This window comes from Paenibacillus sp. EKM206P (assembly GCF_011066155.1).
Classification (GTDB): domain Bacteria; phylum Bacillota; class Bacilli; order Paenibacillales; family Paenibacillaceae; genus Paenibacillus; species Paenibacillus polymyxa_D.
Window position 1 is genome coordinate 161556 of record NZ_JAAMNQ010000007.1, and the last position, 24807, is coordinate 186362.

Annotated in this window: 23 protein-coding genes and 1 other annotated feature; all 23 genes read left to right on the forward strand. The window is 47.5% G+C overall.

The features are described from left to right. Positions 1-22 precede the first annotated feature (22 nt). The 23 genes from G9G53_RS16385 (at position 23) to G9G53_RS16495 (ending at position 24791) form a co-directional block, all read left to right on the forward strand. Entirely contained in the window at positions 23-1510 is a 1488-nt protein-coding gene (locus G9G53_RS16385; protein ID WP_029517757.1) for a UDP-N-acetylmuramoyl-L-alanyl-D-glutamate--2,6-diaminopimelate ligase, read from the forward strand. Then, a complete protein-coding gene (locus G9G53_RS16390) occupies positions 1510-2913 on the forward strand; it encodes a UDP-N-acetylmuramoyl-tripeptide--D-alanyl-D-alanine ligase (protein WP_165149153.1) in 1404 nt (467 codons plus the stop codon). The genes G9G53_RS16385 and G9G53_RS16390 overlap by 1 nt, the downstream gene beginning before the upstream one ends. 22 nt (positions 2914-2935) lie before the next feature. After that, positions 2936-3904 (forward strand): phospho-N-acetylmuramoyl-pentapeptide-transferase, encoded by a 969-nt coding sequence (gene mraY, locus G9G53_RS16395; RefSeq protein ID WP_013311092.1) that lies wholly within the window; start codon positions 2936-2938, stop codon positions 3902-3904. Positions 3905-3908: 4 nt separating this feature from the next. Next, positions 3909-5330, forward strand: coding sequence for a UDP-N-acetylmuramoyl-L-alanine--D-glutamate ligase (murD, locus tag G9G53_RS16400; RefSeq protein ID WP_165149086.1), 1422 nt, complete (start codon positions 3909-3911; stop codon positions 5328-5330). 49 nt (positions 5331-5379) lie between these two features. Then, positions 5380-6477, forward strand: coding sequence for a stage V sporulation protein E (spoVE, locus tag G9G53_RS16405; RefSeq protein WP_029517754.1), 1098 nt, complete (start codon positions 5380-5382; stop codon positions 6475-6477). Positions 6478-6483: 6 nt separating this feature from the next. Beyond that, positions 6484-7593 carry an undecaprenyldiphospho-muramoylpentapeptide beta-N-acetylglucosaminyltransferase gene (gene murG, locus G9G53_RS16410; protein ID WP_165149089.1) on the forward strand — a complete coding sequence of 370 codons (1110 nt, stop codon included), beginning with the start codon at positions 6484-6486 and terminating at the stop codon, positions 7591-7593. A gap of 146 nt (positions 7594-7739) precedes the next feature. After that, positions 7740-8645 (forward strand): UDP-N-acetylmuramate dehydrogenase, encoded by a 906-nt coding sequence (murB, locus tag G9G53_RS16415; RefSeq protein ID WP_029517752.1) that lies wholly within the window; start codon positions 7740-7742, stop codon positions 8643-8645. After that, complete coding sequence (gene murA / locus G9G53_RS16420) at positions 8635-9945, forward strand: UDP-N-acetylglucosamine 1-carboxyvinyltransferase (RefSeq protein WP_185156366.1); 1311 nt, start codon at positions 8635-8637, stop codon at positions 9943-9945. The genes murB and murA overlap by 11 nt, the downstream gene beginning before the upstream one ends. Before the next feature lie 56 nt (positions 9946-10001). Next, on the forward strand, positions 10002-10766 hold the full coding sequence (locus G9G53_RS16425) for a cell division protein FtsQ/DivIB (RefSeq protein ID WP_165149095.1): 765 nt from the start codon (positions 10002-10004) through the stop codon (positions 10764-10766). Between the two features lie 199 nt (positions 10767-10965). Then, a complete protein-coding gene (gene ftsA / locus G9G53_RS16430) occupies positions 10966-12237 on the forward strand; it encodes a cell division protein FtsA (RefSeq protein WP_039272246.1) in 1272 nt (423 codons plus the stop codon). A 67-nt stretch (positions 12238-12304) separates the two neighbouring features. Further along, positions 12305-13429, forward strand: a complete 1125-nt coding sequence (ftsZ, locus tag G9G53_RS16435; protein ID WP_013311084.1) for a cell division protein FtsZ — start codon at positions 12305-12307, stop codon at positions 13427-13429. 188 nt (positions 13430-13617) lie between these two features. Further along, on the forward strand, positions 13618-14604 hold the full coding sequence (gene spoIIGA / locus G9G53_RS16440) for a sigma-E processing peptidase SpoIIGA (RefSeq protein ID WP_165149098.1): 987 nt from the start codon (positions 13618-13620) through the stop codon (positions 14602-14604). A gap of 104 nt (positions 14605-14708) precedes the next feature. Further along, on the forward strand, positions 14709-15449 hold the full coding sequence (sigE, locus tag G9G53_RS16445) for an RNA polymerase sporulation sigma factor SigE (protein ID WP_013311082.1): 741 nt from the start codon (positions 14709-14711) through the stop codon (positions 15447-15449). Between the two features lie 96 nt (positions 15450-15545). Continuing rightward, positions 15546-16328, forward strand: coding sequence for an RNA polymerase sporulation sigma factor SigG (gene sigG, locus G9G53_RS16450; protein WP_007431182.1), 783 nt, complete (start codon positions 15546-15548; stop codon positions 16326-16328). Between the two features lie 112 nt (positions 16329-16440). Further along, complete coding sequence (locus tag G9G53_RS16455; protein ID WP_185156367.1) at positions 16441-16785, forward strand: YlmC/YmxH family sporulation protein; 345 nt, start codon at positions 16441-16443, stop codon at positions 16783-16785. Between the two features lie 81 nt (positions 16786-16866). Then, positions 16867-17751, forward strand: coding sequence for a peptidoglycan editing factor PgeF (gene pgeF / locus G9G53_RS16460; RefSeq protein ID WP_165149101.1), 885 nt, complete (start codon positions 16867-16869; stop codon positions 17749-17751). Positions 17752-17759: 8 nt separating this feature from the next. Then, a complete protein-coding gene (locus tag G9G53_RS16465; RefSeq protein WP_029517744.1) occupies positions 17760-18461 on the forward strand; it encodes a YggS family pyridoxal phosphate-dependent enzyme in 702 nt (233 codons plus the stop codon). Next, positions 18452-18904, forward strand: a complete 453-nt coding sequence (locus tag G9G53_RS16470) for a cell division protein SepF (RefSeq protein WP_013311078.1) — start codon at positions 18452-18454, stop codon at positions 18902-18904. Before G9G53_RS16465 ends, G9G53_RS16470 begins: the two co-directional genes overlap by 10 nt. Before the next feature lie 7 nt (positions 18905-18911). Then, positions 18912-19169, forward strand: a complete 258-nt coding sequence (locus G9G53_RS16475) for a YggT family protein (protein ID WP_029517743.1) — start codon at positions 18912-18914, stop codon at positions 19167-19169. Between the two features lie 8 nt (positions 19170-19177). Continuing rightward, positions 19178-19960: a YlmH family RNA-binding protein gene (locus G9G53_RS16480; RefSeq protein ID WP_165149104.1), complete on the forward strand. Its 783-nt coding sequence runs from the start codon at positions 19178-19180 to the stop codon at positions 19958-19960. A gap of 172 nt (positions 19961-20132) precedes the next feature. Then, entirely contained in the window at positions 20133-20642 is a 510-nt protein-coding gene (locus G9G53_RS16485; RefSeq protein ID WP_023989434.1) for a DivIVA domain-containing protein, read from the forward strand. A gap of 165 nt (positions 20643-20807) precedes the next feature. Next, positions 20808-21089, forward strand: a binding site (T-box leader). 79 nt (positions 21090-21168) lie between these two features. After that, on the forward strand, positions 21169-24258 hold the full coding sequence (gene ileS / locus G9G53_RS16490) for an isoleucine--tRNA ligase (RefSeq protein WP_165149107.1): 3090 nt from the start codon (positions 21169-21171) through the stop codon (positions 24256-24258). A gap of 185 nt (positions 24259-24443) precedes the next feature. Continuing rightward, a complete protein-coding gene (locus G9G53_RS16495; RefSeq protein ID WP_029517740.1) occupies positions 24444-24791 on the forward strand; it encodes a DUF5665 domain-containing protein in 348 nt (115 codons plus the stop codon). Positions 24792-24807 lie beyond the last annotated feature (16 nt).

The following is a 24807-nucleotide window of genomic DNA, read 5'->3' on the forward strand; positions in this document are numbered from 1 at the left end:
GAGAGCAATGGAGGAATGAAAGATGCAGCTTCAACAATTGGCTTCACTGCTGGCCGTCTCCCGTGTCGTGGGTGACGGTACAGTGGATTGCCGAGGAATCGGGGCGGATTCACGTCGAGTGCAACCGGGAGATTTATTTCTGTGTCTGCCAGGTTTTACAGTGGACGGACATGACTATGCTGAGCAGGCAATTGCGTCCGGAGCGGCAGCTTTGGTCGTTGAACGCGAACTGGATGTACCTGTTCCGCAGCTTGTAGTTAAGGATGCACGACATGCCATGGCGGTTTTGGCGGATTATATGTTTGATTCACCGAGCCGACGCATGCGCATGATCGGCATAACCGGAACCAACGGTAAAACAACGATAACTTATCTGATTGAAAAGATCATGAAGGACGCCGGGGTGAACACCGGACTGATTGGTACGATTCAAATGCGTTACGGTGGTCAGTCTTATCCAATGTCTGGCACTACGCCCGAAGCGGTGGAACTTCAACGTTATCTGGGAAATATGGCAGAGCAGGGGGTTCAATGCTGTGTCATGGAAGTATCCTCACATGCGTTGGAGCAGGGTCGCGTCAAGGGAACTGATTTTCGCACAGCTATATTTACAAACCTGACGCAGGACCACCTGGACTACCACAACACAATGGAGGAGTACCGTGCTGCAAAAGGACTTTTGTTCTCTAGGTTGGGAAATGCTTTCTCGCGCGATGCATCAGATAGCAAATATGCTGTTCTGAATGCAGACGATCCGGCTTCTTCCTATTTGCAGGCTCAAACTGCGGCCCAAGTGATTACATACGGCGTGGAAAAGGAATCTGATGTGCAGGCATCTCGTATCACTATTGGTGCCAAGGGAACCTTCTTCCATGTGTCCACTTTTAAAGGAGATACCGATATTGAGCTTCGAATGGTGGGCAAGTTCAATGTGTACAACGCACTGGCGGCCATTACCGCAGCTCTGCTGGAGGGGATTTCGCTGGCGGATATCAAGAGGAGTCTAGAGTCTATCGCAGGCGTAGATGGGCGGGTAGAGCCTGTAGATGCGGGTCAGCCCTTTGCTGTTATTGTAGACTATGCCCATACACCGGACGGATTGGAAAATGTCCTCCGCACCGTAAAGGAATTTGCGGTCGGTAAAGTATGGTGTGTATTTGGATGCGGGGGTGACCGGGATCGTACGAAACGTCCGTTGATGGGGAAAATTGCTGCGCGTTACAGTGATCATTCGTTTATTACTTCCGACAATCCGCGGACAGAGGACCCGAAAGTGATTTTGAAAGACATCGAACAAGGGCTGATTGACGAAGGTATACCCGCAGAACGATACGAATTGATCGTGGATCGCAGAACTGCAATTCATAAAGCTGTTGAAATGGCAAGCCCTGACGATGTAGTATTGATTGCGGGAAAAGGTCATGAGACTTACCAGTTGATCGGAAAAACGGTGCATGAATTCGATGACCGCATCGTAGCCAAAGAAGCGATAAGGGGTTTATCCAAGTGATGAAAAGAACAATCGGTCAGATTGCATCTATGTGTGAAGGAACACTTCACGGAGAAGCGGACGCCGAACAGATAGTCGAAGGCGTTTTTACAGATTCTCGCAGGCCGCAGGGCCAAGGGTTGTTTGTTCCACTCGTGGGCGAACGATTTGATGGGCATAATTATGTGCAGCAGATCGTAAGTGAGGCAGGTGCAGCTGCATTTTTATGGCAAAAGGATCATGGCGTACCTCCGGCTGAGAACGCTATTGAGGTAGAGGATACGTTAGAAGCCCTTCAGCATCTAGCAGCTGCATACTTACGCGAAACTGGCGTTTCTGTCGTTGGGATCACGGGAAGCAACGGCAAGACGACAACGAAAGACATCGTAAACGCTCTGCTGGGCACGACTTTTAAAGTACACAAAACCGAAGGAAATTATAACAATCATATCGGTTTGCCTTTAACGGTACTGTCCATGCCGCAGGATACAGATATTCTCATTCTGGAGATGGGCATGAGTGGACGTGGAGAGATTCGTCTGCTGGCTAATATTGCCCAACCAGATGTAGCTATCATAACGAACATAGGCGAATCGCACTTGCTGCAGCTTGGTTCTCGTGCGGAAATCGCTCGTGCAAAGTTGGAAATCACAAGTGGCCTTAAGCCCGGTGGTTTGCTGATCTACAACGGGGATGAACCACTGCTTTCACAAGTGTTGGCGGAGTCTGAAACGGTCAAGCCTGAAGGTTTAAAATTATTTACGTTCGGGCTAGCTGCAGGCAACGATGACTATCCAACGGAAATCACTTCGGATGGAGAAGGTAGCTTATTCATAACAGACCAATCTGGGAAAGAGGCTTTCCGACTTCCCTTGCTTGGACAGCACAATGTTGTAAATGGTTTGGCAGCACTGGCGGTAGCGCGTCATTTCAATGTCGATGCAGACCATATACGTAAAGGGTTGTCGTCTTTAAAACTGACGGGCATGCGTATTGAGGTCGTGAACTGTCCTAATGGACTTACTGTGCTAAACGACGCTTATAATGCCAGTCCGGCTTCAATGAAGGCTGCAATTCAGACGTTGTCTGCGTATAAAACGGATGGACGTAAAGTCGCCGTACTTGGTGACATGCTGGAGCTGGGACCTGAGGAAAAGCAATTCCATGAGGAAATTGGAATTTTCGCGGCAAAGCACGACGTAGAGGTACTGTTTACCTACGGTGCGTTAGGCACTTCGATTGCACATGGCGCGCAAGGGTTGATGCCAGCTGTTAACGTGCACGCTTATACAGATAAGCAAGAGTTGATCCAGCATTTGCGGGTTCATCTCCATGCCAATGATATTGTGCTGGTTAAGGCATCCAGAGGGATGCGACTAGAAGAAATTGTGGATGCGCTGAAAAACGGTCCGCTACAGAACTGATGTTGACGAGAGGGAGACTCCCATGGATATTCAATTATTACTGCTGACGATCGTCGTATCGTTTATACTGGCGGTCATTGCCGCTCCACTGCTCATTCCGCTGCTGCGGCGAATGAAATTTGGCCAGCAGGTCCGGGATGACGGGCCACAAAGCCATCTTAAAAAGATAGGTACGCCTACAATGGGCGGTATCGTGATTCTGGTGGCTTTTACGCTGACCTTTCTTAAGTTTTCAGCTATCAAAAATACGGACTTTTACGTTCTGCTGGTTGCTACACTCGGTTTTGGGCTGATCGGCTTTTTGGATGACTATATCAAAATTGTATTCAAACGCTCGTTAGGCCTGACGGCGCGTCAAAAGCTGTTTGGACAATTATTGTTTGGCGCGATCATGTGCTGGCTTCTGCTTAGCAATGATCATAGTACTGCGATCGGCATCCCTGGAACGTCATGGTCATTTGATTGGGGCGGCTGGTTCTATTATCCGTTCATTATTATCATGATGCTGGCAATTAGCAACGCTGTCAATTTCACGGATGGGCTGGACGGGCTGCTGTCCGGTACAAGTGCCATTGCCTTTGCTGCTTATGCCATTGTCGCGATTCAGGCAACCTCGCTTCCGGCAGCAGTATGCTCAGCAGCTATGATCGGCGCTGTACTAGGATTTCTTGTATATAATGCTCATCCTGCCAAGGTGTTTATGGGTGACACAGGCTCGCTGGGAATCGGCGGCGCCATAGGTGCCATTGCCATCGTTACGAAAAGCGAAATTTTGTTTCTCATTATCGGCGGTGTATTCGTAATTGAAATGCTGTCCGTGGTCTTGCAGGTAGCTTCCTTTAAAACACGTGGCAAGCGTATTTTCAAAATGAGCCCTATTCATCATCATTTCGAGCTGTCCGGCTGGTCCGAATGGCGCGTAGTTATTACATTCTGGGCTGTAGGACTGCTGTTGGCAGGACTCGGACTTTATCTCAACAAGGGGTTGTAGACTAATGAATCATCCAGACGCATACAGAGATCAGGAAGTCGTCATTATCGGTCTGGCCAAAAGCGGTGTGCAAGTTGCCAAGGTGCTGCACCAGGCCGGAGCGAAGCTGACAGTCAATGATAAAAAAGATAGGGAACAATGTCCCGAAGCTTCTGAATTAGAGGCTTTGGGAATTTCCGTTTTATGCGGGGGTCACCCAGAGGGGTTGATTCATCCTGGAGTGAAGCTGGTTGTCAAAAATCCAGGCATTCCTTATACGGCCCTTCCCGTACAGAAAGCTGTCGAGCTCGGCATTGAGGTTGTGACCGAGGTTGAGGTCGCCTACCATCTATGTAAAGCTCCGATCATCGGAATTACTGGCTCCAACGGAAAGACGACCACGACCACTTGGGTAGGCAAGCTGTTGGAGGCATCCGGCATGAATCCAATCGTGGCTGGTAATATCGGTACGCCCTTATGTGAGGCGGCTGTGGACGCCAAGTCGGATGAGTGGATGGTTGTGGAGCTGAGCAGCTTTCAGTTAAAAGGAACAAAGGATTTCAAGCCCGCTGTGGCCTGCCTGCTCAATGTAGCAGAGACCCATTTGGACTACCACGGAGGCATGGAGGACTACGTTGCATCCAAGGCGCGTCTATTTGCCAATCAAACGGCGGCGGATACTGCGGTGGTGAACTGGGACGACCCCGTCTGCCGGGAGCTGGTACCCTATATAAAAGCGAAGCTGCTTCCGTTCTCTACGACAGAACGTTTGCAGGAAGGGTTGTTCGCTGATCCGCCATACATACCGGATGTGACGGACGATATTGAACGTTGTATCGTATACCGCGATGGAAATGGTGTGCTGCATCCCATTATAGGCATAGCTGAGATTGGACTTCCGGGTCGTTTTAACGTAGAAAATGCTCTTGCTGCCTGCGCAATCGCCATTGCTGCAGGCGCAGAACCAGCAAATTTGGCGGAACCATTAAGTACTTTTCGCGGCGTAGAACATCGGCTTGAATATGTTTTAGAACACGCTGGTGTAGCTTATTACAATAATTCCAAAGCAACCAATTCGAAAGCAACGATGATGGCCTTATCTTCCTTTAAGCAGCCTATTGTACTCATAGCCGGAGGGTTGGATCGTGGCTCTGATTATACAGAGCTCGTACCTTCTTTACAGGAAGGTGTGAAAGCCGTTGTGCTCCTGGGTGAGACACGGCATAAGCTGGCTGAGCGGGCCAAGCAGGCCGGAATAGAGCATGTCAAGGTCGTCGATAATGGGGAGGGTGCCGCCGCTACGCTCGTGGAGGCTGTGAACAAGGCTGCTGAATTTGCTGAGACGGGAGATGTGGTATTACTCTCACCCGCCTGTGCAAGCTGGGATATGTTCCGATCCTATGAAGAGCGTGGACGTATTTTTAAAGAGGCGGCGCATAAATTGTAAGTAGGGGGGTTGGATAAGCCCCTACTTTTATGCAAGGGGTGGCCTCCTGATGAAGCAGTCTCGTCCAGCGCCGGATCTATGGCTTTTCGTTTGTATTGTAAGCTTATTAGCCATCGGCATGGTTATGGTATATAGTGCGGGCGCCGTCCTCGCTTTTCACGAGTACGGGGACTCCTACTATTTTGTTAAGCGACAATTGCTGTTTGCGGGGCTCGGCCTAGTAGCGATGTACTTTACTGCCAGAACGGACTACCGGGTCTGGCAGAAATATGCCAAGGTCGTATTGTTGATCTGTCTAGCGCTGCTGGTTGCCGTATTAATTCCCGGCATTGGTGTAGTAAGAGGCGGGGCACGAAGCTGGCTCGGTATTAGCTCTTTCGGCATTCAGCCTTCCGAGTTTATGAAGCTGGGTATGATTCTTTTTCTCGCTCGTTGGCTCAGTCGTCCTGATTATGATATTAGCTCTTTTACGCGTGGCCTGTTGCCGCCGCTTGGACTCATGGGACTGGCTTTTGGGCTTATTATGCTCCAGCCCGATTTGGGCACAGGTACGGTAATGATGGGAGCGTCCATGCTCATCGTATTTACGGCAGGCGCGCGTATGAAGCATCTCGGTCTGCTGGCTCTGTCGGGAGCAGCGGGGTTTGCTGCACTGATTGCAGCTGCGCCTTATCGACTCCAGCGCATCACAGCTTTTCTGGACCCTTGGTCCGATCCGCTTGGCGCAGGCTATCAAATTATTCAATCGCTATATGCGATTGGTCCTGGCGGGCTGGCGGGCTTGGGACTCGGCATGAGTCGACAAAAATATAGCTACGTTCCTGAGCCGCAGACTGATTTTATTTTTTCCATTTTGGCGGAGGAGCTTGGCTTTATCGGTGGAATGACAGTGCTGGGGCTCTTTTTGGTTCTCGTGTGGAGAGGAATGCGTGTCGCTATAACCATTCCGGATACCTATGGTAGTTTGCTTGCGGTGGGTATTGTCGCAATGGTCGCCGTACAGGTCGTCATTAATATTGGTGTCGTTATCGGTTTAATGCCGGTGACAGGAATAACACTGCCCTTAATCAGCTATGGAGGTTCTTCTCTGACCTTAATGCTAACTGCTCTGGGCATTTTACTAAATTTATCACGTTATGCGAGGTGAACGTTTATGCGCGTCGTGTTGAGCGGCGGCGGCACCGGAGGGCATATTTATCCGGCGTTGGCCGTAGCCAGACAGTGCGAAGAGATTGATCCAGACGCTGAATTTTTATACATTGGCGGTCAACGAGGACTCGAAAGTAAGTTGGTTCCTCAGGAAAAAATTCCATTTGAGGCTATTGATATCACAGGATTTCGTCGCAGCTTGTCTGTGGAAAATATAAAAACGATCATGCGTTTTTTCAAAGGGGTTCGCAGATCCAAAGCATTATTAAAGAAATTTAAGCCAGATGTCGTTATTGGAACTGGGGGATATGTATGTGGCCCCGTCGTTTATGCAGCTTCCAAGTTGGGAATTCCCAGCATTATTCATGAGCAAAATGCAATTCCAGGGCTGACTAATACATTTCTGAGTCGCTATGTGGATACAGTGGCTGTTAGCTTTGAAGGCTCAGAAGGAGCTTTTCCCAAAGCTAAAAATGTACTTTACACCGGGAACCCGCGTGCTACAACAGTTCGTTTGGCTAACCGGGATCGGGGATTTGCTACGATTGGGGTTCCGATGGACAGCTCAGTTGTCCTTGTGGTCGGTGGCAGCAGGGGAGCGAAGGCCATTAATGACGCCATGATTGCAATGGCTCCGCAACTTTCGCAACTGAAAGACGTCCATTTTGTATATGTAACCGGTGAATCTTATTACGAGCAAACGCTGGATAGCATACGGAATCAGATCGGCTCATTGCCCAATCATCTACATGTACTTCCCTATATTCACAATATGCCAGAGGTGCTGGCCTGTACTTCTTTAATTGTTAATCGCGCAGGTGCGTCCTTCTTGGCAGAGATTACATCGCTCGGCATTCCGTCCATTCTGATCCCATCACCTAATGTGACGAATAACCATCAGGAGGCTAATGCTCGTACCCTTGAAAAGGCAGGCGCATCCGTCATGATTGTAGAAAAAGAACTGAGTGGCCCTGCCCTGTTTCAATCTATAGCGGGAATTATGAAGGATACGGCATGGCGGAGTCGCATGGCGGAGTCGGCGTCTGCGCTTGGCAAGCCTGACTCAGCGGATATTTTAGTAAAAGAAATGGAACGTCTTGCCCGTAAAAGGTAGTTTGCAGCGTAGAATTGGGCGGTTGTCACACACCGGATGGTATTTACATAGGATACCCTATAGATTGTGACCATCACTCAGGCTGCCGGTTGTCAGGTGAGAGCCTTATAACCATGCGGGGCAAGCAACAAGGAGGTTTCAGTACAATGCAGCAATGGATGCCATTATTAGCGGAGCATGATATCGGAAAAGTGCTGGAGCATGAGCCGCTGTCCAAATATACGACATGGAAGATTGGAGGCCCTGCGGATGCACTTGTCATCCCGGATACCAAAGAGCAGCTGGCAAGAGTTTTGAAGCTGGCTAGCGAGCACGGAATTCCCTGGATGCAGTTGGGGCGGGGCTCCAACATGCTCGTCTCTGACAAAGGGATACGGGGACTTGTGATCAAGCTGGGACCAGGATTTGATTATGTTCATTTTGAAGATGAACAGATCGTTGCTGGAGGAGGCGTTTCACTGGTCAAACTGTGCGTTATGGCCAGCAAACAGGGCCTATCCGGTCTTGAATTTGCTGGTGGTATCCCAGGATCGGTCGGTGGGGCTGTCTACATGAACGCCGGCGCCCATGGGTCTGATGTGTCACAAATATTCCAGTCCGCTGAGATTGTGCTGGATACAGGGGAATTGGCTGTGTATGATGCCGAGAATATGCATTTCAGCTATCGTCACTCCGTGTTGCATGAGCAACGTGGAATGGTGACAGAGGCAGTGTTTCGGATGAAGCGGGGCGACCGCGAGGAAATTTCAGCAGCGCTTGCGGCTTTTAAAGACCGCCGTCGGCTGACTCAGCCGCTACAGTTAGCTTGTGCAGGAAGCGTGTTCCGCAATCCTCCAGGAGACTATGCTGCCCGTCTTATTGAGAGCGCAGGTCTCAAGGGCTTGAAGGCGGGAGGCGCAGAGGTATCTGTACAGCATGCCAATTTCATTGTAAATACCGGTCAAGCGACAGCAGAGGACGTGCTTACCCTAATGAAGCATATTCAAAGTACAATATCATCTCAAACCGGCATCAAGCTAGTTCCGGAGGTTTTCGTAGTGGGTGAGCGGTAAACTCGGAGGTGATACATTGGACAAATTGGTGATTGAGGGAGGCCGTCCCCTGTCAGGCACCATACGTATCCATGGGGCAAAAAATGCGGCACTACCTATTCTTGCAGCGAGCTTACTTGCACAAGGTAAGGTAGAAATTCGGAATGTGCCCCATCTTTTAGACATTAAGGTCATGCTGCACATCCTTGAAAGACTCGGCTGTACATGCCGACATGAAGAGGAAACGGTATACGTGGATACGTCGTCCGTCCGAACGTTCCAAATTCCGGAAGATTTGATGAAGCAAATGCGCTCATCTATCTTTCTGATGGGACCGCTGCTCGCCAGATATGGAGAAGTTTCTATTTACCAGCCCGGAGGCTGTGCCATAGGCGAGCGCAAAATTGATCTTCACCTAGAGGGCTTAAAAGCTCTTGGCGCAGAGATAGAGGAAAAAGACGAGCAAATTACGTTTCGAGCCCACAAGCTGATCGGCTCGGACATCCACATGGATTTCCCGAGTGTAGGTGCAACGGAAAATATTATGATGGCCGCTGTGTTGGCTGAAGGACGAACAACGATCACCAATGCAGCGAGGGAACCGGAGATTCAGGATTTACAAAACTTCTTGAATGCCATGGGAGCCCGCATTATCGGTGCTGGAACCGACACGATTACAATTACGGGGGTCAGTTGCCTCAATCCGTGTACGTATGAGGTCATTCCTGACCGCATAGTTGCTGGAACGGTTATGATCGCAGCTGCAGCTACACGAGGAAGTGTGTCGTTGACACACTGCAATCCATCCCACTTGTCTGCTCTGATTCATGTCCTCAGGCGGGCTGGTGTTCAAGTCGGCATCTTGAATGATATAATGACCGTAAGTTGTATGAGTCGTCCCAAAGCAGTGGAGAGGATCGTTACCTCCCCTTACCCGTCTTTTCCGACGGATTTGCAATCTCAGGTCATGGTTCTGCTTTCTTTGGCGGACGGATTCAGTGTCATGAAAGAGACCGTCTTCGAAAGCCGATTCAAACATGTGGATGAACTAAATGTAATGGGTGCTGATATTACGGTTGATGCAAATGCTGCCTTTATAAGAGGAGTTTCACGTCTGTACGGGGCTACGGTAGAGGCTACCGATCTGCGGGCAGGGGCTGCGCTGGTCATAGCGGGTCTAGCGGCTCAAGGACGTACCGTTGTCGAGCAGGTTCATCATATTGACAGAGGGTATGACCGGATCGAGCGTCTTTTTCAGGGACTGGGTGCCCGAATGAGCCGTCAGTCTCCGGTGCCGGAGCAACTGGATTTCGTAAATTAATGCCTGTAATGTCCCTCCATTAACGGGGGGACAAGAGGCTTTTGTGGAGAGAAGCTATGCCAAATGCTCAAATACCTGTTCTTAAAAAGAACAGAACGAAAAAAAGAACAAGCCGAAAGATTGCTATTCTTCTCATTTTGTTGTTTATCGTATTGCTCGCTGTTCTCTTTTTCCGTTCTTCGTTGAGTCGGGTTTCTGAAATTCGTTTTGATGGTAATGTATTTTCGACCCGAGACCAGCTTCTTAACCGAAGCGGTCTGGCTGTTGGAGATCAGTATTTCGGAGTCAGTTCATCTGACATCTCTGAGAAGTTGCGGGAAATTCAATCGATACAGCAAGTCACAGTGGACAAGCAGTTTCCGGGTATTATTGCTATTCACATTAAAGAGTTTGCTACGGTCGCTTACGAGTTGCAGAGTGACGGGAGCCTTCGTGCTATTCTAGCGAATGGGACAAGCGTGAGCGTGGGGAGTAGCGGAATAGCCGTTGAGAAGCCTATTTTGACCAAATGGAAATCTGATGATCCGTACAAAGCGAAGCTGTGTGATGCTTTATCACGCATTCCGGGGGAATGGACTGCCGATATTTCGGAAATCATTCCTGCGCCGATTCCTTCTTTTCCGGACCGCATCAAAATGTATACACGTTCCCAGTTTGAGGTTATAACAACCGTTTCTCTACTGAATTCTAAAATCAGCTATTTGAATCAGGTGCTAGAAACAGAAGATCCAGGTTTGATCACCATGTTGGAGGCGGATTCCTACGTTCCGTTCAAACCAGATACGAGTGAAGAGAGCCAAGAAAAAGATACTACTCAGTGATGTGAAAAAATGCTAGAATTGATTTTATGGGTAATAGACTTGCCTCCTTCTTTTTTCTTCAAATTTTTATGTGACTGCAACCATAAATTGGCTTCTAAAAAATTTGTAGAAAAAAGAGGGAAAGCATGGAGTTTGTTGAATATGTACAGAGTGTGTTTAAAGAACGAAATTCATTTTGGAGTCAGGAGGTGCCACAGACTTGAGCAACAATGACATCATTGTTAGTTTGGACATCGGTACATCCAAAGTTCGGGCTATTATTGGGGAAATGAATAATGGAACCTTTAATATTATTGGAGTTGGATCTGCCGACTCGGAAGGGATTCGCAAAGGTGCAATTGTAGACATTGATCAAACCGTGCAATCAATCCGTAACGCCGTGGATCACGCAGAACGCATGGTTGGTATTCAAATAACAGAAGTGTATGTGGGGATTTCAGGCAATCATATTGGCCTGCAAAATAGTCATGGCGTAGTAGCCGTGTCCAACGAGGACCGTGAAATCGGTGAGGAGGACATTGAGCGTGTACTGAAGGCAGCTGAAGTTATTGCCGTACCACCGGAGAGAGAAATTATTGACGTGGTAGCCAAGCAGTACGTCGTTGATGGCCTTGAAGGCATTCAGGACCCTCGCGGTATGATTGGAGTTCGTCTCGAAGTAGAGGCTACGATTGTTACTGGAGGCAAGACCCCGATACATAATCTGTTGCGCTGCGTTGAGAAAGCTGGCTTGAGGATTAAAGATCTGGTCTTGCTGCCTCTTGGAGCCGGACAATTGTCTCTTTCGAAGGATGAAAAGGTGATGGGTTCAGTTCTGGTGGATATTGGTGCAGGTTCTACGAATGTTGCCATTTTCCAGGAAGGAACGATTGTTGCCACATCAACACTACCGATTGGTGGAGAGTTTGTAACCAATGATATTGCCTACGGACTGAGAACCCTTACCGATCAAGCCGAAAAAGTAAAGCTTAAATACGGCTGCGCATGGTATGATGATGCGGCAGTCGATGTCGTCTTTAAAGTGACACGTATCGGCAGTAATGTGGATAAGGAGTTCAACCAGCAGGATTTGGCTGCTATTATTGAGCCGAGAGTGCAGGAAATTTTTCAACTCATTCAGGCGGAAGTTAAGCGCTTGGGTTACACAGAGCTTCCGGGAGGTTATATACTTACCGGAGGCACCGTCTCCATGCCTGGTGTACTTCAGGTGGCACAAAGCGAACTGGCCGCTTCCGTAAGGATCGCCGTACCTGATTTTATCGGTGTAAGGGATCCGGGCTACACGAGCGGAGTAGGAATCTTGCATAATGCTATTCGTTACTATCGCGGAAGATCGACTAGCGTTAGCAACAGTGGCGGAAGTGCCAAGAAGCCGACTAACCGAACCAAAAGCAGTAGTCCCGTTGCGGAAGGCGAGCAAAAGCAGGGGTTGATTGAACGCTTAAAAAATATGTTCAGTGAATTTATATAACGTTCATTGCTAATTATGCCAATCATGGACGGGCCATCCATGCACATTGAGGGGGAGATGGAATAGTATGTTGGAATTTGATTTTGAAATGGAGAGCTTGGCTCAAATTAAAGTGATCGGCGTCGGAGGCGGCGGCAGCAATGCGGTTAACCGAATGATCGAAAATGGTGTTCAGGGTGTGGAGTTCATTACAGTCAATACAGATGCCCAGGCACTTCATTTAGCGAAGTCTGAGCATAAGCTTCAAATTGGCGATAAGCTGACCCGCGGTCTGGGTGCCGGCGCTAACCCGGATGTGGGTAAAAAAGCGGCTGAAGAGTCGCGTGAGCTCATTATGAATACGCTCAAAGGTGCGGATATGGTATTCGTAACGGCGGGAATGGGTGGCGGTACAGGAACCGGAGCGGCTCCTGTCATTGCTGAAATTGCCAAGGAATGCGGCGCGCTGACTGTAGGCGTGGTAACCCGACCGTTCACGTTTGAAGGGCGTAAGCGCTCCAATCAAGCTGAACTTGGTATTGAGGGATTAAAAGAAAAAGTAGACACTTTGATTGTAATCCCGAATGACCGCTTGCTTGAAATTGTGGACAAGAAAACCCCGATGTTGGAAGCATTCCGTGAAGCGGACAATGTTCTGCGTCAGGCGGTACAAGGTATTTCAGATTTGATCGCTGTACCGGGTCTAATCAATCTTGACTTTGCTGACGTTAAGACGATCATGACGGAGCGTGGCTCCGCTTTGATGGGGATTGGCGAAGCAACTGGTGAAAATCGTGCGGCTGAAGCAGCACGCAAGGCGATCATGAGCCCGTTGTTGGAGACATCCATTGAAGGTGCTCGTGGTGTGATTATGAACATCACTGGCGGCAACAACCTGTCTCTGTATGAGGTTAATGAGGCAGCTGAAATTGTAACATCGGCTTCCGATCCGGAAGTAAACATGATTTTTGGTGCTATCATTGACGAAGAGTTGAAAGAAGAGATCAAGGTTACCGTCATTGCCACTGGCTTTGAAGGCAAGCCAAGTCAACCGGCACCGGGACGTAAACCGGCAGCTAACCCGGCTACTTCCGAATCGGCGGAAAAAGGCTCTCCTAACTTGCGTCCATTTGGTAACACTCAAAGCAGTGATCAATTAGACATTCCTACATTTTTACGTAACCGTTCGCGCAATAATAATAACGATAACTAGTTTCAATTCAGACTGCCCGCATTCTCCCTGGAGATGCGGGCTTCTTTCTGTTTTATGTATCCTGCAGTTCAGGTGCTTCTCCTCTTTCCGACAAAATTAGTCGGTCACCGTCCCCACCGTTAGACAGACTTTGAACAGCATGACTACTATACTTAAGCCTATCCTGCAAACGCTGGGCGGGTGAAGCCTTGGTTGTTTATATCGACTTGATTTTTTTGGCCAATTTGTTCATTGATGCTGTGCTGCTGATGGTCACCGCTTGGATGAGAAAAATCCGTCCGGTGTGGTGGAGGTTGATGGCTTCAGCTGGAATCGGCGCAATGTACGTGGTCATGATGTTTGTGCCGGAACTGTCCTTTTTATTTACGTTCCTGATCAAACTGGCATTATCGGTCATAATGCTGCTGGTGGCTTTTGGATTTTGCAGCATGCAAAAGTATCTTCGTACAATGGGTGCCTTTTACATGATTAATTTTGTAGCTGCAGGTGGCATTTTGGGGATGCATTATTTTCTCCAAAATACAGGGGAACTGTTTAATGGCATCTGGTACACCGCTTCAGGAGGAATGTCTTTTGAACTGAAAATTGCATTCTGGTTTATTTTATGCGCATTTGGCGGAGTGATGCTTTTCTTTCGAATTGTGCAGTCCTCAAAGCAGCGCACAGAAAGGATGAGTGGGTTTCTGGGACAAGTGCAGGTGTGGATTGGGCAGGATCATATTGAGTGTACAGGCTTGTTGGATACAGGTAACCAGCTCCATGATCCTTTGACCCGAACCCCGGTGATGGTCATGGAGGCAGCATTGTGGGAGTCGTATTTGCCCGCTTCCTGGCTCCAAAAATGTTCTGAGGGTAATGCTGACCAACTGGTGATGGAACTGGGAGACGAATCGTTTAGCTGGCAGGATCGTGTTCGTCTCGTCCCCTATCGTGGAATTAACCGCAGTCATTCCTTTATGCTTGCCCTTAAACCAGACCGGGTAGAGGTGGTGATGAATGGGGTTCATTTTGTACATCATCGAGTGTTGATTGGCTTGGACGGGGGAACATTGTCAGCAGAGGGTAAGTATCGCGCCATCATCCACCCGGATGTGACGGCACAAGAAGGGGGCAGTGCTGATACCAACCAGAAACGAGATGCACATTTGAGTGAACATTTTACAGAATCAGGATGATGGAGCATAACACAAAATGATGTTTGAAGGCAATGAGAAACATCCATTGGTGAAATGGACGGAGCACAGATGGAATTGCACATTTTTAAAAGGGGGAGAATGATATGCGGGAACAGATGAAATTGAAGATGAAAATTAGGCTAGCGTTGCAACTGCAATATTATCGTATTTTATTTTTATTTGGGCTGAAAAGTGAAGAAATTTATTATATTGGCGGCAGCGAGGCGCTCCCCCCACCGCTGACGAGAGACGAAGAAGAATATTTGCTGGGAAAACTTTCTTCTGGAGATGCGGCAGTACGGTCGATGCTAATCGAAAGAAATTTGCGGTTAGTCGTATATATTGCCCGCAAATTTGAGAATACGGGCATCAACATTGAAGATCTCGTATCCATCGGTGCTATTGGACTAATCAAAGCGGTTAACACTTTTGATCCGGAAAAGAAAATCAAACTTGCCACCTATGCGTCCCGATGCATTGAGAATGAGATTTTGATGTATTTGCGTCGCAATAGTAAAACAAGAACGGAAGTTTCTTTTGATGAGCCTCTGAATATTGATTGGGACGGTAACGAGTTGTTGCTTTCCGATGTGATGGGGACGGAAAATGATACCATTTACCGTAATATTGAAGAGCAGGTAGACCGTAAATTATTGCATAAAGCACTGGATAAGTTGACGGATCGAGAGCGTTTGATTATGGAGCTGCGCTTCGGCTTACAAGACGGAGAAGAGAAGACACAGAAGGATGTTGCTGACCTGTTGGGTATCTCGCAATCGTATATTTCGCGTCTGGAAAAACGAATAATAAAGCGCTTACGAAAAGAATTTAATAAAATGGTATAATGCATGGGTATATCCGGAAGCGATGGAAACGGCGAATAAAAAAATGCCCTCAGGAGATAATGTACATTAATGTTGCTCCTTGGGAGGTAAGACACGATGACCCGAAACAAAGTGGAAATTTGCGGTGTGGATACCGCCAAACTGCCGGTATTAACCAATGCAGAAATGCGCGAGTTGTTCACATCACTTCAGCAAAATAATGAACGATCAGCCAGAGAAAAATTGGTCAACGGCAATCTCCGACTCGTCCTGAGTGTGATTCAACGATTTAACAATCGGGGAGAGTTTGTGGACGATTTGTTTCAGGTAGGATGTATCGGCCTAATGAAGGCGATTGATAATTTTGACCTTTCGCAAAACGTAAAGTTCTCCACTTATGCGGTGCCGATGATTATCGGAGAGATCCGCCGTTATTTGCGGGATAACAATCCGATCCGTGTATCCCGTTCGTTACGGGATATTGCATATAAGGCGCTTCAGGTGCGGGACAGTCTGACGAATCTGAACTCGCGGGAACCAACGATTTTTGAAATTTCAGAGGCACTGAATGTGCCTAAAGAAGATGTTGTGTTCGCGTTGGATGCAATTCAGGATCCGGTTTCGCTGTTCGAGCCGATATATCACGACGGGGGCGACCCAATCTATGTGATGGATCAGATCAGTGATGACAGAAATAAAGACGTCTCATGGATTGAGGAAATCGCTCTGCGAGAAGCGATGCATCGCCTGGGCCAGCGTGAAAAGATGATATTGTCTATGCGTTTTTATGAAGGAAAGACGCAAATGGAGGTTGCCGACGAAATCGGTATCTCTCAAGCCCAGGTTTCAAGATTAGAGAAGTCGGCTATTCAGCAAATGCAAAAACATGTAAAGTCCTAATGAAATGAATGCTTGAATGATTCAGCGATAAAAACGATCCTATCCGGATCGTTTTTGCGTTTACAGGACATTTTTTGGGCTCTTTCGCTCATATAGTGAATTAAAGGATGTGATGCGTGTGAGTGCACCGGAAACGTCAGTAAGAGCCATGAAAATTTCCGAGTTTCAAACCAAGGATGTCATTAACATTGTAGATGGGCGACGTCTGGGACAAATCAGTGATCTGGAGATTGACGTGCGGCAGGGGAAAATTGAAGCCATTGTGGTTCCAGGCAGTAGCCGTTTTATGGGTTGGTTTGGAGGGGGAAGCGAATTGGTTATTCCGTGGCGCAACATTGTGAAAATTGGTTCGGATGTTGTGCTTGTTCGATTGGAGGGATTGCATGAGCCACCGGATGAAAGGGAGGAAAAGCCGTATATCGAACGTCAGGAGCGGAATGACCGACGGGTCTTTTGAACAAGAGGGACACGTAATTTAGTATGTTGTGAAGACACAGCGGCGGCTTTTTGGTACACTGGGCAGTAGAGGTGAGAATGAATGGAACCATTTGTAGTGAATACCGAGGCTACGGGAGCTATGCCAATGCAAGATGGCGGACGTCCCGTACCGGAGTTGTTATATATTCAATCTTGGGAGCGGCAGGTTCAGGGATTAACAGCGGGTTTTACAGGTCGTCATGGTGGTGTCAGTGAGGTACCCTACGCTAGTCTAAACTGTGCGTTTCATGTAGGGGATGACCCCGAGAAAGTCATTCGTAACCGGCGGCTCATTGCAGAGCAACTTGGTTTTGCTGCTGAAGCATGGACGTGCGGTGAGCAGGTTCATGGTCATCATGTTGCTGTGGTCAAGGCTACTGACCGCGGGCGGGGCTTTATAGATCGTGCATCCGCTTTTCAGGACACAGATGGACTGTTGACGAATGTACCTGGCATTTTGCTGACGTCTTTTTATGCAGACTGTGTACCCTTATATTTTTGTGATCCAGTGCGCCGTGTGATTGGGTTGGCGCATGCAGGCTGGAAGGGAACCGTTGCGGAAATCGCATTGAAAATGGTACAGACCATGCAAAACGAATATGGATCTCAGCCGTCTGATATACTAGCAGCTATTGGTCCTTCCATTGGTTCTGAATCCTATGAGGTGGATGAGCACGTGATGAACCAAATTCGGGTTTTGGAGCATGATTGCCCGGGTAATGATAAATGGGAAGGTTGTGTTTACTTCCCCTTAGCCGACGGTAAAACACTACTTGACTTGAAACAATGCAATCGACACATTATGATGAAAGCAGGAATATTGCCGAGCCATATCGAATGTACTACCTTATGCACGAGTAGCCGTAGCGATTTGTTTTTTTCATATCGCAAAGAAGGCGGCGTCACAGGAAGAATGGCGAGTTGGATTGGTCTGGAAGAGAGGTGAGTCCTCCCGTGTCTTTGGAGGAACGAATTAAAGAGGTGAATGCCCGTGTAGAAGCGGCATGTGCCCGAAGCGGACGTTCGCGTGATGAAGTAAATGTGATCGCTGTCACGAAATATGTTTCGGCGGCGACAATGACATCGGTATTGGATAGCGACTTAGAGCATGTGGGCGAAAATCGCTGGCAGGATGCTGCGGATAAATGGAGTAAGCTGGGTGACCGGGGAACGTGGCATTTTATTGGTCATCTCCAAACGAATAAGGTTAAAGATGTAATTGGAAAATTTAAATTTATACATTCGCTTGACCGCTTATCACTCGCTCAGGAATTGGATAAGAAGGCAGCTGCTCTGGGACTGCGAGTTAAAGCTTTTGTGCAAGTCAATATTTCTGGGGAAATGTCCAAATATGGCTTGTCCTCTGAGGCGGTTGTCCCCTTTTTGGAACAAATTCGCGAGCTGGAACATGTGGACGTGATTGGCTTGATGACAATGGCTCCTCATGAGGAAGACCCGGAAAAAACTCGGCCTGTATTTCGGGGATTGCGTGAATTACGGGATAGGTTAAATGGACAAGCCTTGACCAGAGAACCCATCGTTCACTTGTCTATGGGGATGTCCAATGATTTTGAAGTGGCGGTTGAAGAAGGAGCGACCTGGTTACGGCTTGGTTCCGTACTGGTCGGACGAGAGGAGGATTTCCATTGGGCGTAATGAATAAGTTCATGAACTTTCTGGGGCTTCAGGAAGAAGAGGAAGTTATAGAGCGAGAGGTTATGAATACGCCGGAAGATCAAGAAATTGAAACCCCAAGCTTTGATAAACGTAAGAACCAGAAGGGCACTAATGTTGTCAGCATCCATTCACAGAAAAATGTGAAAGTTGTCCTGTATGAGCCGCGTTCTTATGATGAAGCACAGGAAATTGCCGACCATATCCGTTCCCATCGCACCGTCGTTGTCAATTTGCAACGAATTCGCAAGGATCAGGCGCTACGCATTATTGATTTTTTGAGTGGTACTGTGTATGCATTGGGTGGTGGTATTTCCAAGGTCGGGAATAATATTTTTCTGTGTACACCAGATACGGTTGAGATTCAAGGCTCTATTACGGAAATACTGGCTGACACTGAACAAGAACTTAACAGAATGAGGTGAACTTTTCTTGATCGAGGTAATTTACTGGCTATTTCAGATTTATTCGTACATGATCATTGCATATGTTCTACTGTCATGGCTTCCTAATGCCAGAGAGAGTGTGATTGGTGATTTACTAGCCAAGTTTGTGGAGCCGTATTTGTCTCCTTTTCGCAGGTTTATACCGCCAATCTTCGGGATGATTGATATTTCACCTATCGTTGCGCTGATTGCTCTGCGTTTTGCGTCGTACGGTTTGATTTCTTTAATTGGTAAGCTCGTCTAGGAGGAGTTATGCGAACTGAGATTTATGAGCATTTTCACCCGGATGAACGGGATTATGTGGATCGTGCTTCCGAATGGATCAGTCATGCGGGGGCTTATCATGAGCAGAAGCTGACTGATTTTTTGGACCCGCGCCAACAGTACATATTGGAGACACTTGCTTCGAAGGAAGACAAGGTCACGATTAGGGTAGATGGCGGATACATGGCTTCGGAACGAAAGCGGGCGCTGATTGCGCCCGATTATTCGTATTTGGACGGTGAGGAGATGGGGATTCAGGTCCTTTCCATCACATCTGACGATCTTAAAATAGGTACCCTTGAGCACGGTGATTATCTAGGTGCCCTACTGGGACTTGGAATCAAACGTGGGAAAATTGGAGATATTCATGTACTGGATGATGGGTGTCATGTATTGGTAGCTTCAGAGATCGGTAATTTTATGATGATGCATTTGCAGCAGGTACACCGTGTTCATGTATGGACAGAACTATTGCCTGTAGCTAGTCTGCGAACGAAGGAAGTTGCATTAGAGACGCTAGACCTGACGGTCGCTTCTTTGCGTCTGGACGGTATTGCTAGCGATGTGTACAAGCTAAGCCGCAGTAAAATATTAACACCGATTCGGGCGGGACGGTGCAGGGTAAATTGGAAGGTGGAGGAGAATCCATCCACTCCACTTAAAGCTGGAGACGTTATTTCCATGCAGGGTTTTGGGCGTTTCAAAGTGCTTGAAACAGGCGGGATGACAAAAAAGGGAAGATTCCGTGTCAAAATTGGTAAGTTTGTATAGCTGTAGGCAGGAATCACGAGCTTTCTGTCGAAAGAATTAAGCTATAGCGAAGAACTGGAACGATTTTGCTCTGTACAGTATTCACAAAACGGGGTATGATGACCGATAGATGATAGTGAGCGTCGTGACGCGGAAAATGTATTTTTTGTCAATCTTATAGGAGGTGGACGGCATGCCATTAACGCCATTGGATATACATAACAAGGAATTTGCCCGCCGGCTTCGCGGTTATGATGAGGATCAGGTTAATGAATTTTTGGATCAGGTGATCAAAGATTACGAGGGCGTTATTCGTGAAAATAAAGAACTGAGCACCGAGTTGTTGAACGTACAGGAGAAGCTCGATCATTTCGCGACCATTGAGGATACGCTGAGTAAGACGATTATCGTAGCGCAGGAAGCCGCAGATGAAGTTCGTAACAACGCCAAGAAAGAATCTCAATTGATCGTGAAGGAAGCGGAAAAAAATGCGGACCGTATTGTGAACGAAGCATTGTCCAAATCCCGCAAGATCGCGTTGGAGGTTGAAGAGCTGAAGAAGCAGGCATCGATTTACCGAGCACGGTTTCGTACACTGGTGGAAGCACAGCTTGACTTGTTAAGCCAAGACGGCTGGGAAGCTCTTGAAAACCGGGAACGCGAAGTACTGGAACGCGAGCGTGAGATGAAAGAAATTTACTAATTTCATTTCTGACAAGCTTTTATTAGACGTTGTTAGGGTTGACTTTTCACTTTAAACAGGCTATAACTGTAAATACTATACTGAATTCAATGATTATCCGTCCGTCGGCTGATGGTTGTTATTCAAGGTAACGATGTTGCTGTAATATTCGATGAATTTAACATGTTTAATTCGTTGATGGGAACGAGTACGTCATGATTTGTCCCTCAGAGAGTTGGCCTTCCGGTGCAAGCCAACGTTCAGAACATGACCGAAGATCCTCCCGGAGAAGTGAGCTGAAGCGCTTAAGATGTATGGCGTGTGTAAGCAATCACCGTTTGCCATGCGTTATAATGGCGCCCTGCTGTAGTTGAGTGGGGCTCAGAGAGCCGTGATGAGACTGTATTTTTAGAATGGTCTATTTTTACGGAATCAGGGTGGTAACGCGAGCACAGTCTCGTCCCTTTACAGGGATGGGGCTTTTTTTGTTGCTTTTTTTAGGAAATGCTAGGGAAATGAATGATGAGCAGAGAGGGAGTATGACAGTATGAACAGAGTGGATGTTAAAGAAAAAGCACGGTCCCGTGACCTGCGCATCCTGAGCAAATGGAAGCAGGAGGACACATTCCGTAAATCCATTACAAATCGTGAAGGAAAGCCAAATTTTGTGTTCTATGAGGGCCCACCAACAGCTAACGGTAAACCGCATATCGGTCACGTGCTGGGCCGTGTAATTAAGGATTTTGTGGGCCGCTATCAGACAATGAAGGGATACCGCGTCGTACGTAAGGCAGGCTGGGACACGCATGGCTTGCCGGTAGAATTAGGTGTACAGAAGCAACTGGGGATCTCCCATAAACCTGAAATTGAAGAATACGGCGTTGAAAAGTTTATAAAAAAATGTAAGGCGAGCGTGTTTGAGTACGAGCAACAATGGCGTGATCTAACCGAAGCGATCGGATACTGGACAGACCTCGATAACCCGTACATTACATTGGATAATAACTATATCGAGAGCGTATGGAACATTTTGGCGACCATTCATGAAAAAGATCTGCTGTATCGTGGTCATCGTGTGAGTCCGTATTGTCCGGATTGTCAGACAACGCTAAGTTCTCATGAAGTAGCGCAGGGCTACAAAGATGTAAAGGATCTGAGTGCCACGGCCAAGTTCAAGTTGCATAGTAGTGGTGAATATGTACTGGCTTGGACGACAACACCTTGGACCTTGCCGAGTCACGTGGCGCTCGCCGTCAACCCTGAACTGGAATATGCACGTGTGAAGCAGGAAGACGGTGTATACATCGTTGCTAAAAATCTGGTTGAAGACGTAATTAAAGGCGAGCATGAAGTGATTGGCACGCTATCTGGTTCAGAACTGGTTGGCCAAACCTATACCCCGCCATTTACGTATTTTCAGGTTGAGAAGGGTAATCAGATTCTGGGTGCGAAGTTCGTAACAGATTCCAGCGGTACAGGTATCGTTCATATGGCTCCAGCGCATGGTGAAGATGATTACCGGGTATGTCGTGAAAATGGTGTTGAGTTCATCAACGTGGTGGATCTTCAAGGTAACTATGTAGAGGAAATCACTGATTTTGCAGGTCGTTTTGTGAAAGACTGTGATGTAGATATTGTAAAAATGCTGTCCGAAAAAGGCCTGCTGTACAGCAAGGAAAAATACGAGCATAGCTATCCGTTCTGCTGGCGTTGCGATACTCCATTATTGTACTATGCTATGGACAGTTGGTTTATCAAAACAACTGCGATCAAGGATCAACTGATTGCCAACAACAGCGAAGTCGAATGGTATCCGGGTCATGTACGTGAAGGACGTTTTGGCAAGTTTTTGGAGGAACTGGTGGATTGGAACATCAGTCGTGATCGCTATTGGGGTACACCGCTAAACATCTGGGTTTGTGAGGAAACTGGAGAACAGTTTGCTCCGCATAGTATTGCTGAATTGAGGGAACGTGCGATTGGCGACGTACCAGCGGACATCGAGCTGCACAAACCATATGTAGATGATATTAAGGTTCGTAGCCAATGCGGTAAATACGAAATGACTCGTACACCGGAAGTGATCGACGTATGGTTTGATAGCGGCTCCATGCCGTTTGCACAGCATCATTATCCTTTTGAAAATAATGAAACGTTCGAGCAACAATTTCCGGCAGATATGATCTGTGAAGGGATTGACCAGACTCGTGGCTGGTTCTATAGCTTGCTTGCGGTTTCGACTATGCTGACTGGCAAAGCTCCTTATAAAGCTGTCATGGCGACAGGCCATGTACTGGATGAGCAAGGGCAGAAAATGTCCAAATCAAAGGGTAATGTTATTGATCCGTGGGAAGTGATTGACGAGTATGGTACAGATGCTTTCCGCTGGGCATTGTTGTCCGATAGTGCACCATGGAATAGCAAACGTTTTTCCAAAGGAATCGTAGGTGAGGCTAAATCGAAGCTGGTAGATACGCTTGTGAATACACATGCTTTTCTGACCTTATATGCGGATATCGACGGATTTGATCCGGCACAGCACCCGTTCAAACCATCGGCTCATAAGTTGGATCGCTGGATTTTGTCCCGTCTGAACAGCCTGATTTTGGTAGTGGACAAAGCGCTGGCTGTAAATGACTTCCTGAACTCATCCAAAGCAATTGAGTCGTTTGTGGATGAGCTGAGCAACTGGTATATCCGTCGTTCACGCGACCGATTCTGGGGCAATGGTCTTACAGAAGATAAGCTGGATGCATACCGTACACTGACTGAAGTGCTGTTAACGACTGCCAAACTGCTTGCGCCGTTTACACCACTGCTTGCAGAGGATATTTACCTCAACCTGAGCAACGGGGAAAGTGTTCATCTGGATGATTATCCGACTGCCAATGAATCCTTGATCGATCTGGAATTGGAACGAGATATGGAAACGGCACGTCGTGTCGTTGAATTGGCGCGTAACGTCCGCAACGAAACGGGTTTGAAAACGCGTCAACCGTTGTCCGAGTTGATTCTATCCATGGATCAAGATTTTGAACTGAGTGGCTATGAGGAGATCATCAAAGATGAGATTAACGTGAAGCATATTCATGTTGAGACGGACGATAGCGGCTTTGTAGATTTTACACTGAAACTGAATTTGAAAGTAGCAGGCAAGAAATACGGCAAAAATGTCGGTTTCCTACAAAACTTTTTCAAAGGAATGTCTGCTGAGGATACCCGTACTGTTGTAGAACAGGGAATGTTAAATGTCGCTTCTCCAGAAGGTGAAGAGCTGCAAGTTACAGCTGAAGAATTGCTGGTAGAGAAAAAAGCGAAAGAAGGCTTCGCTTCTGCTTCCGGTTATGGCTTAACGGTAGCGTTGAACACGGACATTACACCGGAGCTGGAGCAAGAGGGCTGGGTACGTGAAGTGGTTCGTGCGGTACAGGATTACCGTAAAAAACTGGATCTGCCGATTGAAAAGTATGTGGCATTGACGTTGGATGTAGATAACGAGCTGCGCCAGGCCATCGCAAGCTTCGACACTGTGTTGCGTGAGAACGTATTGGTTACGACTGTGACATTTGGTCAAGCCGAACCGGCAGAACATGTGGAAGTGAACGGTAAAACCATCGGCGTTCATATTGGGGAATAATTACAAGCCCCCTGTCCCATAATACAATAACAGGCAGCATATAAAAACGAGCCTAAGCATCGGAAACGGGTTTTCTCCGTTACGTGCTTCGGCTCGTTTGCTGCGTTCAGGGCAGCCATGGGAAAAGGGGGATTGTGCACATGACGGCACGATCAAGGCGTAGACAGAAGAGGAGTCTCCGAGGGATGAACGGAGAAGGAGCTGCCATAGCCACAGATAAAAGCAAAATAGGTAATCAGACAGAGCGATTAAGTCGTGTTGAAAAGCTGATACGTGCTGTGTCAGAGCAGATGGAACGGACACGTATTGCAGATTACGCTTTGCTGTTGAATAAGCCTTGGCGATTGCTCTGGCTAAATCTAATATCAGGCGTTTCCCGGGGAATCGGCATTGCGCTAGGTTTTACTTTTTTTGCCGCTACCATTATTTATGTGCTGCAAGTGCTCGGAGCGTTGAATTTGCCGATTATCGGTGATTATATCGCTGATATTGTACGGATCGTACAACGACAATTGGAGCTTACTACCTATTAGGAAGCGATTTCCACCT